Raw genomic sequence first — 15,124 nt, 5'->3', positions numbered from 1 at the left:
CGACATTTTCCTTTCTACGTTTTATGAATCTTCCTTTCTATTGAAAACCTTGCTTTGCCGATTCTTTTTCGATAATGGACCATATATGATCAATAAGATGTAAAAACTTAGGGTCACGTTTAATATTCAAATCCCTTGGTCTAGGAATATTGATATCTACAATATCTACAACTCGTCCAGGTCTTGCACCAAAAACAAACACTCGGTCAGCTAAATAGATGGCTTCATCTATTTGGTGTGTTATAAATAGACTCGTCTTTTTGGTTTCACTCCAAATTCGGAGTAATTCTTCCTGCATAAATTCTCTTGTTTGCGCATCTAAAGCCGAAAACGGCTCATCTAACAATAATAGGGAAGGATCCACAGTTAAAGCCCGAGCGAGATTTACCCTTTGTTGCATTCCTCCTGATAATTCATGAGGGTAATGATGTTCATAACCTTTAAGACCGACCATACTTATATAGTCCTGGGCCTTTTTTTTTGTCTCATTGGAGACTCGTTTTTGAACTTCAATACCATACAATACATTAGCCATTACTGTTCGCCACGGAAAAAGACTTGGGGTTTGAAAAACCATAGCTCTGTCTTTTCCTGGTCCATCCACCTCTTGGTTATCAAGTGAAATTGTACCTCTACTTGGCTTAAGGAGCCCCGCAACAGTATTTAAAAACGTGGTTTTTCCACATCCGCTTGGGCCCACTATGCAGATAAATTCACCCTCTTTTATATCTAAATTAATATTCTGCAGTGCTATTACTTCAGTTCCTGTTTTATTATTTATATAAGTAACATCTAAATATTTTGAGGATAACTTAACATTATTCTTTAGTTGTGTTCCATTCATTTCATTCATCCTTTTCTTTGTGGATTATTTTGTTGAAAAGGCCTCTTCAATGTACTTGTTCGTCCAAATGCCACCTGGTTTCGTATCATGTTCCATTTTGACTCCGGACATTTCAGCATATTCCACTAACGGATCTTGTGCATTGTCCCAAGCCTCTTGGTTCATCTCCCCATACCCTTTAAAAGTATCTTTCAGTCCAATTAAGGATTTTTCTAAAACCTTTACATTAACCCCATCAAAATAAGACACAATTGACTCTGCCGCTTCTTTTGGATTATCTCGGGTGAATTCGATTCCTTTTCCTACTGCCCGTACTACTTTCACTGCCAGGTCTTGATTCTTTTCTAAGTATTCTTTGTCAGCAAAAACCACTTCCCATACCATATTCGCGTACATCGGTTCTTCGCTTAATTTAATCCATAGATCCCCAACCCCCTGTTCTTGAACTTGTAAAGAAAACGGAGGAGAACTTATGCCGCCATCGACAATACTTTCCTTCATACCGCCAATTTTAGGACCTCCACCTGTTAATTTAACTGTTTTAAGTGATGAAGGATCTTGTCCATGAAGTTTCATTAAATATCGTGTATAGATATCTCCGGAATCTCCCACAAGGTTGGTGCCAATCGTTGCACCATTTAATGCAGCAATCCGATCTTTAAGCGCTGCGTCAACCGAGAGTTTATTATCTTTTAGGTACTGGTTTGATAAAGCAATCTCATATGTTAAGGCTGAATTTAAGGATTGTATGGCCACTAAATCTTCGCCTGCTTCAATCGCTGCAAACATGCTACGTGGGCCAGATATCGCAAACTGAGCCTGTCCTGATAACAACGAAGCAATTACTTGGGCTCCCCCTCCTCCTGAAGAAATGTTAGCTTCAATGCCCTCTTCCTTAAAGAACCCTTGTTCAATCGCTACATAAAAAGGGGCTAACGATAAAATGCGAGCAGGCTCTGTAAAAGTAATTGTTGTTAATTGATCATCCTTAGTTCCAGTAGCAGTTTCACTTTTTGTTCCATTACAACCAGCTAAAACTACTAATATAGTGCTGATAGTAATTACGATGAGATTTTTCTTAAACATATAACTCCCCCTATTTTTCGTTTTTAATGATTATTCCTCTTTCTTATACGCTGATTACGCAACTCTTTAAGTTCACTAACATCTGGTTATTTCTTTGGCATGTTTGGCTTTTTCCCCTAAGTATAACTAGCTTCAATAGTTTTTCTAAAAACTTTCTTTAAACATGAATCCCTCCTTTTAGAAGTCGTTGTTTTATATATGAAACAACGTTTTCATTTATAAACTAATTTTAAGGAAACGTCTTCCTATTGTCAATGATTATTCAGAAAATTTTGTCATAGGCGAATCCATTGATTTAGTTGATGTAATTACATATAAGCCTTCTGCAAAGTACGAACATAGGTTCAAGTTACATTTGCTATTACTATGGATCTAGAATCTTATTTGAGAGTTTATGTCTTGTAATAATACAACCATAGATTCATCATCCAGTTTTTTATTTTTTTCGAAAATGTATTGACAATATTTTCAGATAATTCTATACTTTATTTGTGTTAGGAAACATGGTTTTGTATATAAAACATAAAAACTTATTAGGAGGAATTATTATGTCTGAGAAAGCATTCTCGATTCAAGAATTTGAAAAAAAATACGTTGCTCGATTAAATGACCGTAGCCCAGATTGGAATGTTCTAGCTTTTCAGGAAGAGGTTGATCCAAAATATCGACGTGCACAAATGAGATACATTGGCAGAGGTGCAACTGCCAACAATGATGCCAAAGTTATTGAAGCCGAACATTTTACGCTTAGCACTATGGTTTTACCAGCGGGTTCAGAAGGACCATCGCATCTTCACGTGGATGTTGAAGAAGTCTTTTTTGTTCTTAAAGGGAAAATAACTGCCACTATTGGAGTTGAAGATGAAACGTATGAGATCCCATTGGATACAAGGGACTGTATCAGTGCACCTCCAGGGGTTTATCGTGGAGTAAGAAATGATAGTGATGAAGAAGCGCTCATGTTAGTCATGCTTGGAGCAAACAAGCCTCAACTGCCCACCTATCCTGAGGGAAGTGAACTTGAAGAACTAAGGTTAGAACGAAAGAAAGAAAGAGAAGCTGCAATGAAATAAAACACTTAAATCGTACACAGTTTCCATACAGGGGACAGGGGTACTAAATCCTGTATGGAAACCATCAAACCAGGATCCTATTAAGAAGGTGAGATGAAAAAGATGCTTGAAATTACACATTTAAGACACATTAGTCTCCTAACTCCCGTATTGTCAGAACAGGCAGGATTTTATGATGATATTTGGGGGTTGGACAAGGTTTATGAAGATAAGCAGTCTGTTTACTTTCGTGGGGAAGGACCGGAACACCACATTCTAAGTTTGAAGGCAAACGAGAAAAGAGGCTTGCATCACCTTGCGTTCGGTATGGTCGATAAAAATGCGGTAGATCAAGCAGCAGAAACACTAGCAGATTTGGATATTCAGATTGTTCAACCTCCAGGATATCTTGATGAGGCAGGTGTTGGTTATGGTTTGAGGTTTTTAGATCCGGAAGGAAGATGTATTGAACTTTCAGCTTGGGTGGAGATCCATACGTCGGAATGGTCTAAGAAAAATGTTGATCCGGTAAAGCTGAACCACGTTGTTTTAAATACAGTAGACATCGATAAAATGGTGGATTTTTACACGAGGGTATTAGGTTTTAAAGTTTCCGATTGGAGTGAACATCAGATGGTTTTTTTACGATGCAATAGGAATCATCACTCCATTGCCTTTAATCAAGCATCACATCCATCGGTAAATCATATTGCCTATGAGGTTAATAATGTGGATGAAGTAATGCGAGGGATTGGAAACGTAAGAAAAGCGGGGTATGAGGAAATGTGGGGGCCAGGCCGTCACGGTCCAGGTAACAACGTTTTTTGTTATTTTCAAGACCCAGCGGGGTTTGTCATGGAATATACGTGCTACCTTGTCTCTATTGAAGATGAATCTGAATGGAGAGCATTAACGTGGAAGCGTGTACCTCATTTAATAGATCGATGGGGAATTGCCGGTCCGCCATCACCAGAAGCTCGCGCTGCTATGGCCGGAGAACCTGATGAAGGTTGGGCAACTAAATTGGTAGCTAGACAGAAAGATCATTAACCACTGACGGTAATTAAGGAAAGGAAGAGACCGATGGATTTAGGACTAAAAGAGAAAGTCGCCATTGTGATGGGAGGTACATCTGGTGTTGGTTTGAAAACGGCTGAAATGCTGTTGCAAGAAGGAGCAAAGGTCGCAGTCTGTGGAAGAGATCACAAAAGGATAGACAACGCATATCAGCACCTTAAGAACTTTGCAGAACCTGAAAGAATATTTACGGGATCTTGTGATGTGACAAAGGAAAATGAAGTCTATGAGTTTATAAGTTCAGCTGCAGAGACCCTCGGAGCAGTTGATATACTAGTCAATTCTGCCGGACGTAGTGTGATGGGGCATTTCTTTGATATTACCGATGAACAGTGGACAGAGCAAATTCAACTTAAATATTTTGCGATTATTTATGCCGTACGAGCTGTTCATTCATATATGGCAAAAAGTGGTGGCGGAAGAATTATTAATATTAATGCGACACTAGCCAAAGAACCGGAACGACATATGGTGGCGACAGCAGCAACAAGAGCAGGTTTATTAAATCTTAGCAAAACATTAGCTCATGAATTGGCGCCAGATAACATCCTGGTTAACTCTGTAAGTCTGGGCTTGATTCGTACAGATCAATGGGAACGAAGAAGAATGCAAAATGCTCCGGATGCTGATCCTGATTCTTGGTATACGGAACTTGCGGAAAAGAGAAAAATTCCGCTAGGTAGGGTTGGTGAGTCTGAAGAAGTTGCGAGTGTCATTGTTTTCTTGTCGTCAAATAAAGCAAGTTATGTATCCGGATCCACCATTGAAGTAGCAGGTGGGCTCGGAAAAGCATTGTAAATTTACAGAAGGTTGGATGCGAAATGAAAACACAAGTTCAAACAGAATTCACTACGGCAGATGCTCTCGTACAAGAGCTTGTACACGCAGGTGTTGAAGTTATCTTTGGCATAGTAAGTATTCATAATATGCCGATCTATGATGCCCTTTTACGGGAGGGAACCATTCGTCTCGTCACGGCACGGGGTGAAAGTGGAGCTGTCAATATGGCTGATGGTTACGCACGAGCGACAGGTAAGATTGGAGTTGTTTTAACAAGTACCGGTACCGGAGCAGGAAATGCCGCTGGTTCGCTAGTTGAGGCATGGAGTGCGGGAGTTCCTCTTCTACATATTACGGGTGAAGTCGGCTCGTCTTACTTAGGAACTGGAAGAGGATATATTCATGAGTGTAAAGACCAACTTTCAATGATGAAAGGGGCTTGTAAGGAAGCCTGCCGGTTACGTAAACCAGAACAAATGGTTCCTGTGATACGGAAAGCAATAAATGAGGCATTGAAAGCTCCTGCAGGACCAATTACTGTTGAAATCCCTATTGATTTTCAATCAGCGATTATTCCACAAGTCAATATTGTTGATACGGATGGTAATGAATCCGTGACGATCCCAGAAGTACCGAAACGAATTATTGACAAAATTGCCGTGGCACAACGTCCAGTTATTTGGGCCGGCGGAGGAGTTATTTCTTCTGGAGGCTCAGATGAAGTAAAACAATTGGCTGAGTTGATTGGAGCAGCTGTTATTACTAGCCAATCAGGAAAAGGTGCCATTCCTGAAGACCATCCTCTCTGCATTGGACATTTTGCTTCCTATGATGCGGTAAAAAAACTCCTTAACAAATCAGACTTATTAATCAGTATCGGTGTTCGTTTTCGTGGAAATGAAACAGCCAACTGGAAAGTAAAAACCCCGAAGGAACATATTTCGATCGATGCAGACTTGAATGCATTGAATCGTAACTATTCCGTAGAGCATGGACTGATTGGTGATGCGAAACAAATTTTACGACAATTTTTGGAAGCCCTTTCAACACAATTGGTTCTTCCAAAACCTGATTACACTCAAGAAGTAGAAAAGGTTAGAGATGAAGTTCGCAATGTGTTGAAAGAAACGCTTGGTCCGTATGAAGACATCTTAAATGCAATGAGAGCATCGTTACCAAAAGAGACTATTTTGGTAAGAGACGTCACGGTTCCTGCAAATGTTTGGGGCAGTCGATTGTTCGAAATAAAAACACCTCGCACATCAATCCATGCTTCAGGTGGAGGAATTGGACAAGGGTTACCAACCGCTATTGGAGCACAAATCGGATGCCAGGACCGAAGTGTCGTCTTAATGGCTGGGGATGGCGGGTTTATGGTGAATGTTGGTGAACTAGCTACTGCTGCAGAAGAAAACCTACCAATAATAATTGTTTTGTTTGACGATGAAGGCTATGGAGTGCTCCGTAATATTCAAGATGCCGCTTACGGGCGAAGAGTAGCTGTTGACTTATTAAGCCCTGATTTTGTAATGCTGGCAAAATCAATGGGTATTGCTGCTGAAAAGGTAAATTCCCCAGAAGAGTTTAGCACTGAACTGCAAGCTGCAGTTTCTAGACAAAAACCGTCAATGATCGTGGTAGATATGGAAGCAGTAGGGCCGATGGCAAAGCCGTTTGGAGGTCCTCCAGGCGCAGCAGAAGCATTTAGGCCTAAGAAATTGTAGAGGAGGAATGACAGGTGATTAGTGTATTCCCTGAAGTTTCAAGTCAGTATTTAATAGGAGGAGAATGGAAAACTTCTTCAAAGATTAAAGAAGTTCGTAATCCTGCAAAGATAACCGAGTTTGTTGGTGAGGTTGCCTTATGTTCTGAAACAGATGTCACCCAGGCTGTGGATGCAGCTGAGAACGCCTTTAAAGCCTGGTCGAGAACTTCGGTCGACGAACGGGCGAAACGGATGAAGGAAGCCGCGGAAAAGTTAAGTACTGTTATCGAGGAGCATGTTTCCTTATTTGTACGAGAGAACGGAAAAACAATGGTAGAAGCGAAAAAAGACCTTTTGCGCTGTGTCGAAGTGATGAGTAAAGGTGCAGATACGTTGTTGGAATGGTGGAAACCCGTTCATGTGGAAGGACAGGCTCAAAAAGTACAAATTCGTAAGCGTCCTCGCGGTGTTACGGCTGTAATTTCCCCTTGGAACTCGCCAATGATCTTAACTTTTAAACGAGCAATTCCTGCTATTCTTGCTGGAAATACTGTTGTTATAAAACCAGCAACGTACTGTCCGTTAACCGTTATGTCGTGCTTGAAAATCATCGAATCTTCTTTCCCGCCAGGAGTCATTAATATTGTAACCGGATCAGGCTCTGTTGTTGGTGAGGCGCTCTGTGGGGATACGCGTGTTCGTACGATTGCTTTTACGGGGAGTACGGAAACCGGCAAGAAGATAATGAGTCTATCTTCAAACTCGGTCAAAAAGCTATATATGGAACTCGGAGGTAATGACCCCGCTCTTATTCTACCAGATGCCGATTTAAATGAGGCAGCAATAAAACGTATTCGGCTGGGGATTTTGCGAGCATCTGGACAAGTGTGCTCGGCAATTAAACGAGTATACGTTCACGAATCACGCTATGAGGAGTTTGTTGACAAGCTGAAGAAAGAATTTGAACGGGTAGTCGTAGGTAGCGGTATCCAGCCAGATACAACGATGGGACCATTAAATAACCGTTCCCAATTCAATTTTGTTAAAGAATTGCTTGAGAGGTCGAAGCAAATCGGGGCACAAGTAGAGTCAATTGGACAAAAATTAGATTCTGCTTCATGGGAAGAAGGATACTTTATGCTCCCTTCTATCGTCACCAATCTTAGTCACGACAGCGAGCTAGTGAGAGCAGAACAATTTGGACCGATTATTCCGGTTATTCCTTTTGCTGATTTAGATGAAGCTATTGAAATGGCGAACGATACTGAATTTGGCTTAAGAGCTTCTGTTTGGACTTCAAATGAAACGGCAGCTATTGATATCGCTGATCGTTTGGAAGCAGGAGCGGTATTCCATAACAATCATACCGTCTTCCAAAATCTTCGTTTGGACTTTCCTGGAATTAAGGAAAGTGGACTTAGCCAGGAAACACGCTGGGGTGGGTTGGAGTTATTCACAGATTGCTATGGCTTTGCTGATTAAGGAGAACATTGTATGAAAATTGGATTAATTGGATGTGGGAATATAGGAAAGTTTCTTCTGGAAACCTTAAATATCAATAGAGCTCTACCGGAATGTCGCATTGATGCAGTATATGAGGGGCGAAAAAAAGACTTATCCCTTTTCTCTAAAACGTATGATATCGAAGTTTATGAGGATTTCACTGGGTTCATGAATTCTGGAATTGATTTAGTTATTGAAGCAGCCAATATCCAAGTGGTGGAAGAATACGCTCCAACCATTATTGAGAACGGGAAAGATTTATTGATTGTAAGTGTAGGGGCATTAGGAGACAACTCATTTTATAAAAAACTCAATCATCTTTGTGGGATCCATGGGACGAAAATTTATCTACCATCCGGTGCGATCGGTGGATTAGATATTTTAAAGGCTGCGAAGTCTATTAATCAACTAGATTCCGTTTCAATAACAACGAGAAAACCACCTAAATCACTTGGTGAAAAGTCTTTGAACGAAGAAAAGGTGATATTTAGAGGACCTGCTTCAGAAGCGATTAAACGGTTTCCAAAAAACATAAATGTATCGATTATATTATCTCTAGCTGGATTAGGGAGTCAAGAAACCGAAGTGAAAATCATAGCTGATCCCAAAGTCGATAAAAATATTCATTATATTGAAGCTAAAGGGGCATTTGGAAGATTAGAAGTACACGTGGAGAACGATCCGATGCCTGAAAACCCGAAAACAAGTTATTTAGCGGCTCTCAGTGTTCTTTCAACTTTGAAAAATAGACGTGAGATGATTCTTTTAGGATAAGTACCGTTTTGATTTTTTTATGAAAGGAAGTGCACGATGAATAAGCTTAAGCCGTTGATAGGAAATAGTGTCGTCAATCAAATCGCCTTCGTTGTCCATGACATTGAATCTGCTTCTGAAGCTTTTGCAAAACTTCTAGGCATACCAAAACCTGAATGGTTTTTAACAGGGTCACAAGATATTTCCCAAGTTGTTTTTAAAGGAGAACCATCCGCTGCACGCAGTAAGCTTGTTTTTATAAATACTCCCTCGGTACAAATTGAATTGATCGAACCGAATGGTGACCCTAGTACGATGCGAGAATTTTTGGATACGGTTGGAGAAGGAATCCACCATATTGCCTTTGACGTCGATCATATGCAGGATCAGCTCACTACTTTGGAAGAACATGGTTTTCCTGTCTTACAAACAGGTGAATTTACGTCTAGTAATGGTAGATACGCCTATGTTGACACATTAGATGTTCATAAAACACTTGTTGAGCTACTTGAACGTGAAGAGCCGCAAACGAATAGTTCCCACCAACCTGCGGAAGAAAGCGAAATTCAACCATTGCTTGGGACGGATACAATTACGCAAATAGCGATCGTCGTCCATGACATCGAATCTGCTTCAGATGCTTATTGTAAGCTGTTCGGGATAGAAAAGCCTTCAATCATTACAGCGGGCCCGAGTGAAATTACAAAGATCGAATTTCAAGGCAAGCCAACTGAAGCAAAAGCGAAATTCATGTTCATAAAGACACCGCTTATTGAACTTGAACTGATTGAGCCGGATGACGATTCACAGAGTATATGGAAGGACCATCTGGATACGAAAGGTGAAGGGGTCCATCACATTGCATTCGTAGTCAAAAACATCCAAGACAAAATCGACGTGCTTGAGCAAATGGGGTATCCACTCATCCAAAAGGGATACTTCTGGAATGGTAAAGGTGAATATGCCTACATGGACACAACTTCAACCTATAAAGTAATCATTGAACTTCTTGAAAAATATGAGGATTAAACTTGGAACTGCTATAACGTTCCTTAGACTCGATCAAATGAAATAGGTTAGTCGTGTTCAGAAAATGTATCGTTCATGGAGTTCATGAAAATTCTCATATTAAAAGGAGGTTGTAAACAATGATTAGTATGCAAAAGCGCTGGATATATATTACGATGCCGATTTTTTTCTTTTGGTTTTTCGGACAAATTGATAAGTTAGGGATTTCGATCGTACAAACGGATCCAGGTTTTTTGAACGATCTTGGGCTGACAGGTGACAGCGCGAATGCTAAAATCGGCTTCTTAACGTTTATCTTTATGGTAGCCTATGCTTTATCCAATGTTTTTTGGGGATTTGTCATCGATAAACTGGGTGCGAGAAAAACTGCGCTTTTGGGAATCGCTGTTTGGACAGTTACGATGGTTATGGCAGGTATGGCTAACTCGTATGAAATGTTCATGTGGAGTCGGATCATCCTCGGTATTGGAGAAGGAATGATGATTCCAGTCTCTGGTAAGTTTATTGCCAGCTGGTTTAACAGAAATGAAATTGGTCGTGCACAAGCATCATGGATAACTGGAAACTACCTTGGGCCGGCAATCGGAGCCGTTTTTCTGACACTTATTATTTCTACATTGTCTTGGCATGCATCCTTCTATTTCCTTGCGTTATGTAACTTGCTCATTAATATCCCGATGTTTATTTTCTTGACGCGCAACATGCCGGAAGAACATCCTAAAGTCAGCAAAGAAGAATTGGCTTATATCCGTCAAACCGATTCATTTGAAAAAAATGTGACAAAAAAGAATTTTGCACAGGATTTTCGTTTCTGGATCGTTTGGTTTGGAATGGTTATGTCCTCATTCCTCTTTTTCGGAATTAGTATTTGGCTTCCAACCTATCTAATTCAAGGAAAGGGTTTCAATTATGAAGCAATGAGCGGAATCACTTCCTTGTCATGGTTATTTGCACTAGGTTTTGTTCTAATATGCGGATTTCTATCAGATAAAACAAAACGTCCTAGCTTATTGGCCACCATCTTGTTCGTATTGTGCGGATCTTTTTTAACTGTAGCGTCTTTAACAACTATACCGGTCATCGCAGGCCTCAGTTTAGGACTTGCCATGGGTACGATGGGTGGTGTCTTCCATCTTAGTAACCTATTTATCGTAAAATATTCTACAAAGGAAACAGCAGGTCGTGCAGCGGGACTGATGGGATTCACGAATATATTCGGTGGTCTCGCAAGCTACGTTATGGGGTGGATGAGAGACTTATCTGGAGGAGACTTTGGCCCTTCTATCGTCTTGTTGATTGTAGTAGCGGGACTAGGTTTCATAGCGTATCTGTTCACATTGAAAAAAGAAGCAGAGGAAGTTAATCTCCTTAATGAACAATCAGCACGAAATGGTATTACCAATTATAGTGCATAACTCCAAACGTATAGATTGATAGAAGTAAATGATGATCAACTGCAAGGAGGAATTTCAAATGATAGAAACGAAAACGAATGTCCACTTGGACGAAATGTCGCGTGAAGAAGTAGCTAATTATTTGAGTGAGACCGTTCGACCTGAAGACGGAGTAATCCCTGCTTACATTATGGGAGATGAAAATGTCAACAAGTTGGAACATGAAAAGATTTTTATGAAAACATGGTTGCTTCTTGGTCACGAATCAGAGCTTCCGAACAAAGGTGATTTTATAACTAGAGATTTGGCTGGTTATTCAGTCATCGTTTCAAGGGGACAGGATGGTAGTCTTCGAGCATTCTACAACATGTGTACACACCGTGGCATGAAGCTCTGCCGTGCAGATAAAGGGAATAAAGGACAGTTCACTTGTCCATACCACGGCTTCACTTATAAAAACAGCGGTGAATTGATTGGCGTACCATTACAGAAGGATATTTATGGTGGACAGCTTGATATGGAGAAAATGTCATTGCACAATGTAACATTAGATACGTATAAAGGGCTGATTTTTGGAACGTGGAACGAAAATCCAGAACCGTTATTAGAATTCCTCGGTGATTTCAAATGGTATCTTGATATCGTGGTAGGCCGTACCGAAATGGAAGTGATCGGACCACCACAAAAGTTCATCGTTCACTCTCAATGGAAAATTGGATCCGATAATTTTGTTAGTGATTCTTATCACACAATGGTGACTCATGGATCAATTGCTAAATTGGGAATGGTACCGAATGCAGCCTATTCGAAAAAGGGATACCAAGTACATGTAAAAAATGGGCATGGCTGTAATATTGGTATGCCGAATCCTGACTTTGCATTTCCGGAAGAACTCATACCAGAATATAAGGAAAATTTATCATCTGACCAATTTGAATTGATGTCAAATGTCAAAAACATGATTGGTACAGTATTTCCAAACCTGTCTTTTTTAGTGTCACACACAAAAGTAAAAGGAAAGCTTATTTCCAATACGACACTTCGTCTATGGAAGCCGATAGCTCCAGATAAGATGGAGGTCATGACTTGGTTCCTAGTTGATAAAAATGCATCAGAAGATTGGAAGTATCGTTCACGTGAGTCATACATCCTAACCTTTAGTCCATCAGGTATTTTTGAACAGGATGACACCGAGGTGTTCACCGATATCACCCAGGCTGCAGCGGGAACCTTACCTATCGTCAAAAACTTTAACTATAATTATACGATGGGGATGCACCGTGAGCCAGTTAAGGACTTTATAGGGCCCGGGGTGGTTTATCCGGATAAATTCACAGAAGCTGGATCACGTAACTTTTATTCCTATTGGTTAGATATGATGAAGGCATAGGAGACAGGAGGAAATAGGTTATGAGTATTGAGAAGGTACTTGCAAAGCATGAGTTTGAACAATGGTTATATGATGAAGCCAAATTGATTGATGAGATTGACTTTGATGGCTGGTTTAACCTAATGCATACAGACTTGAAGTATGAGATGCCGGTACGTGTGAATAAAGAAGGAATGGAACGACCGGATTATTCAAAAGAGATGTTTGCATTTCAGGATGACATCGAAACGATGAAAATGAGAGTAGACCGGCTTAAAACGGACTATGCTTGGGCTGAAATGCCTCCATCACGTACACGAAGGTTTGTAAGTAATGTGCGGGTTCTCGAATACGTTGAAAATGAAAAAGCAGTAGTCCACAGCTATTTACTGATTTATAGAAGTCGTTCTACAGATATTCATCATGATTTGATTTCCGGTGAACGTCAGGATGAATTTACGTATGTTGAGGGTGAATGGAAACTCTCAAAACGGTTTTTCATAGTTGATCAGACAACGTTAAATACACGAAATCTAGCTATTTTCGTTTAACATACTAGGGGGGACCCATCTTGTAGTTTGGGTCAACCCAATCATTGAAAAAATGGAGGGTTGTATGACGAAGAAATGGATTTCTATTATGTTGGGAATTCTACTAGTTGCATTAAGCTTGTTAACATTTTCATCACCGTTACTTGGAAATTGGAATGATCCCTCGGAGCATTTCAAAGTTACCTTATTAGGAACTGGATCCCCCCTTCTTAGTATGGAGCGATTTGGACCTGGTACCTTAGTTGAAGCGGGAGATGAAACATTACTATTTGATGCTGGTCGTGGAACGGCTCTGAGACTACATCAAGCGAACGTTGCCCCGGGAAGCGTAGACAAGTTGTTTCTTACTCACCTGCACTCTGATCATACTGTAGGAATCCCCGACGTTTGGTTGACAGGTTCGTTACCTACTGCTGGGGATAGGGAGCATTCGTTTAAAGTATGGGGACCAAAAGGTACGAAAAAAATGATGTCCCACATGGAAAAAGCATTCGCTGCTGATATTGAAGCTCGTGAGAATTCTGGTAATGGAAACACGGAAGGTATTCGTGTTGAGGCAACTGATATTAAGGAAGGTGTCATCTACCAACATGATGGTGTCGAAGTAATTGCTTTCCTGGTCGATCATAAATCAATTGAACCGAGTTATGGATATCGTATTAATTATAGAGGACATTCGGTCGTCATCTCGGGTGATACTCGATATAGTGAAAACTTGATTCATTTTGCAAAAGGTGCAGATTTAATCATACATGAAGTTGCGGCTGCAAAGCCTGGAGAAGCAGAAAAATCGGAGGCCATTTCTAATATTCTATCACTCCATACGACACCTGAAGAAGCTGGTAATGTGTTTAGCCAAGTGAAACCTAAGCTTGCTGTTTATACGCATATCGTGTTGCTTGGAGGTTTAAAGGAAGACGAAGCTGATCTGTTAAATAGAACCAAAGCTACGTATTCCGGTCAAGTTGTAGTGGGTGAAGATCTTATGTCTATTGAAGTGGGAGATAAGGTAGAAGTTCAAAAAGAATAAGATAACTGGATGATTAGCTCGGGTGGCATCAACGTTTAACATAGAAGGAGTGTGGTAAACCGTGGGGAGTTTAGAAGGAAAAGTCGCGCTTATTACTGGTGGAGGAGCAGGGATTGGGAGCTCCATTGTAGAACGGTTTTTGAATGAACAGGCAAAGGTTTGTGTGTTTGATCTATCGGAGAAAAGGTTAGCTTTACTCAAAGAAAAATTCGGGGAGCGCATTCATACAGTTTGTGGAGATGTCAAAAATTACCAAGATAATGAAAGGGCAGTATCCTCTACGGTAAACTGTTTTGGAAAACTTGATAGTTTCGTCGCAAATGCAGGGGTGTTTGACGGTTTTAATAAACTGTTAGATTTGAAGCCGGATGTTTTAAATGAAGCATACGAGGAACTTTTTTCAATCAATGTAAAGGGTTATTTATTCGGTGCAAGAGCTGCCTTACCTGAATTAATGAAGACAAAAGGTAACATGATTTTTACGATTTCCGGGGCTTCGTTTTATCCGGATGGTGGAGGGGTCCTATATACAGCAAGTAAGCATGCTGGGCTCGGATTGATTCGTCAATTGGCTTTCGAATCGGCACCAAATGTTCGGGTCAATGGTGTCGCACCAGGGGGAACAATTACAGATCTAACAATAACCCCTTCTCTTAGGCCCTACAGTATATCTAAGACTTCAGGGGAAAGAGAAGCCAGTATTAAAAACAGGAATCCTTTAAGGATGGCAATGCAACCGGAAGACCATGTATCAAGCTACGTTCTTCTCGCCTCAGACCAATCCAGAGCTATTACTGGAGAAGTCATATCAAGCGATGGCGGTCTCGGTGTCAGAGGATTGTCTTGAAAGAAAAGAAAGCATAAATTTTTGTTGGCTTAGATGTGATGTCTAGCTCCAGCGCCCAGCCCCTCGGATCACTTCAGTCCCTCTGCGGCGGCGACAGCCTCCTC

General features: G+C 40.6%; 14 protein-coding genes. 12 read left to right on the top strand and 2 right to left on the bottom strand.

The window, feature by feature from the left end; translation table 11 throughout:
* Positions 1 to 37: 37 nt before the first annotated feature.
* Positions 38 to 844 (bottom strand): ABC transporter ATP-binding protein, encoded by an 807-nt coding sequence (locus tag NON16_RS16550; RefSeq protein WP_257350532.1) that lies wholly within the window; start codon positions 842 to 844, stop codon positions 38 to 40.
* A gap of 24 nt (positions 845 to 868) precedes the next feature.
* Entirely contained in the window at positions 869 to 1,930 is a 1,062-nt protein-coding gene (locus tag NON16_RS16545) for an ABC transporter substrate-binding protein (protein WP_257350531.1), read from the bottom strand.
* 548 nt (positions 1,931 to 2,478) lie between these two features.
* Between NON16_RS16545 and NON16_RS16540 the strand changes: the two genes are divergently transcribed.
* From NON16_RS16540 to hcaB, 12 genes are all read left to right on the top strand, one after another.
* Positions 2,479 to 3,003 carry a cupin domain-containing protein gene (locus NON16_RS16540; protein ID WP_257350530.1) on the top strand — a complete coding sequence of 175 codons (525 nt, stop codon included), beginning with the start codon at positions 2,479 to 2,481 and terminating at the stop codon, positions 3,001 to 3,003.
* Between the two features lie 102 nt (positions 3,004 to 3,105).
* Positions 3,106 to 4,032: a VOC family protein gene (locus NON16_RS16535; RefSeq protein WP_257350529.1), complete on the top strand. Its 927-nt coding sequence runs from the start codon at positions 3,106 to 3,108 to the stop codon at positions 4,030 to 4,032.
* 33 nt (positions 4,033 to 4,065) lie between these two features.
* Positions 4,066 to 4,857, top strand: coding sequence for an SDR family oxidoreductase (locus tag NON16_RS16530; RefSeq protein ID WP_257350528.1), 792 nt, complete (start codon positions 4,066 to 4,068; stop codon positions 4,855 to 4,857).
* Positions 4,858 to 4,880: 23 nt separating this feature from the next.
* Complete coding sequence (locus tag NON16_RS16525) at positions 4,881 to 6,563, top strand: thiamine pyrophosphate-binding protein (RefSeq protein WP_257350527.1); 1,683 nt, start codon at positions 4,881 to 4,883, stop codon at positions 6,561 to 6,563.
* 14 nt (positions 6,564 to 6,577) lie between these two features.
* A complete protein-coding gene (locus NON16_RS16520; protein WP_257350526.1) occupies positions 6,578 to 8,026 on the top strand; it encodes an aldehyde dehydrogenase family protein in 1,449 nt (482 codons plus the stop codon).
* A 12-nt stretch (positions 8,027 to 8,038) separates the two neighbouring features.
* Positions 8,039 to 8,821 (top strand): aspartate dehydrogenase, encoded by a 783-nt coding sequence (locus NON16_RS16515; RefSeq protein ID WP_257350525.1) that lies wholly within the window; start codon positions 8,039 to 8,041, stop codon positions 8,819 to 8,821.
* Positions 8,822 to 8,857: 36 nt separating this feature from the next.
* Positions 8,858 to 9,829, top strand: a complete 972-nt coding sequence (locus NON16_RS16510) for a VOC family protein (RefSeq protein ID WP_257350524.1) — start codon at positions 8,858 to 8,860, stop codon at positions 9,827 to 9,829.
* A gap of 119 nt (positions 9,830 to 9,948) precedes the next feature.
* Entirely contained in the window at positions 9,949 to 11,244 is a 1,296-nt protein-coding gene (locus NON16_RS16505) for an MFS transporter (RefSeq protein WP_257350523.1), read from the top strand.
* 58 nt (positions 11,245 to 11,302) lie between these two features.
* Positions 11,303 to 12,613 (top strand): aromatic ring-hydroxylating dioxygenase subunit alpha, encoded by a 1,311-nt coding sequence (locus tag NON16_RS16500; RefSeq protein WP_257350522.1) that lies wholly within the window; start codon positions 11,303 to 11,305, stop codon positions 12,611 to 12,613.
* 20 nt (positions 12,614 to 12,633) lie between these two features.
* Positions 12,634 to 13,143 (top strand): aromatic-ring-hydroxylating dioxygenase subunit beta, encoded by a 510-nt coding sequence (locus NON16_RS16495; protein WP_257350521.1) that lies wholly within the window; start codon positions 12,634 to 12,636, stop codon positions 13,141 to 13,143.
* Between the two features lie 64 nt (positions 13,144 to 13,207).
* A complete protein-coding gene (locus NON16_RS16490; RefSeq protein WP_257350520.1) occupies positions 13,208 to 14,173 on the top strand; it encodes an MBL fold metallo-hydrolase in 966 nt (321 codons plus the stop codon).
* A 61-nt stretch (positions 14,174 to 14,234) separates the two neighbouring features.
* Positions 14,235 to 15,020, top strand: a complete 786-nt coding sequence (gene hcaB / locus NON16_RS16485; RefSeq protein WP_257350519.1) for a 3-(cis-5,6-dihydroxycyclohexa-1,3-dien-1-yl)propanoate dehydrogenase — start codon at positions 14,235 to 14,237, stop codon at positions 15,018 to 15,020.
* Positions 15,021 to 15,124: the final 104 nt, after the last annotated feature.

Origin of the sequence: Pseudalkalibacillus decolorationis, assembly GCF_024609785.1 — a bacterium.
Lineage (GTDB): Bacteria > Bacillota > Bacilli > Bacillales > Fictibacillaceae > Pseudalkalibacillus > Pseudalkalibacillus decolorationis.
The sequence above is the reverse complement of the archived record's forward strand: the minus strand, read 5'-3'. Positions and strand labels throughout refer to the sequence as shown.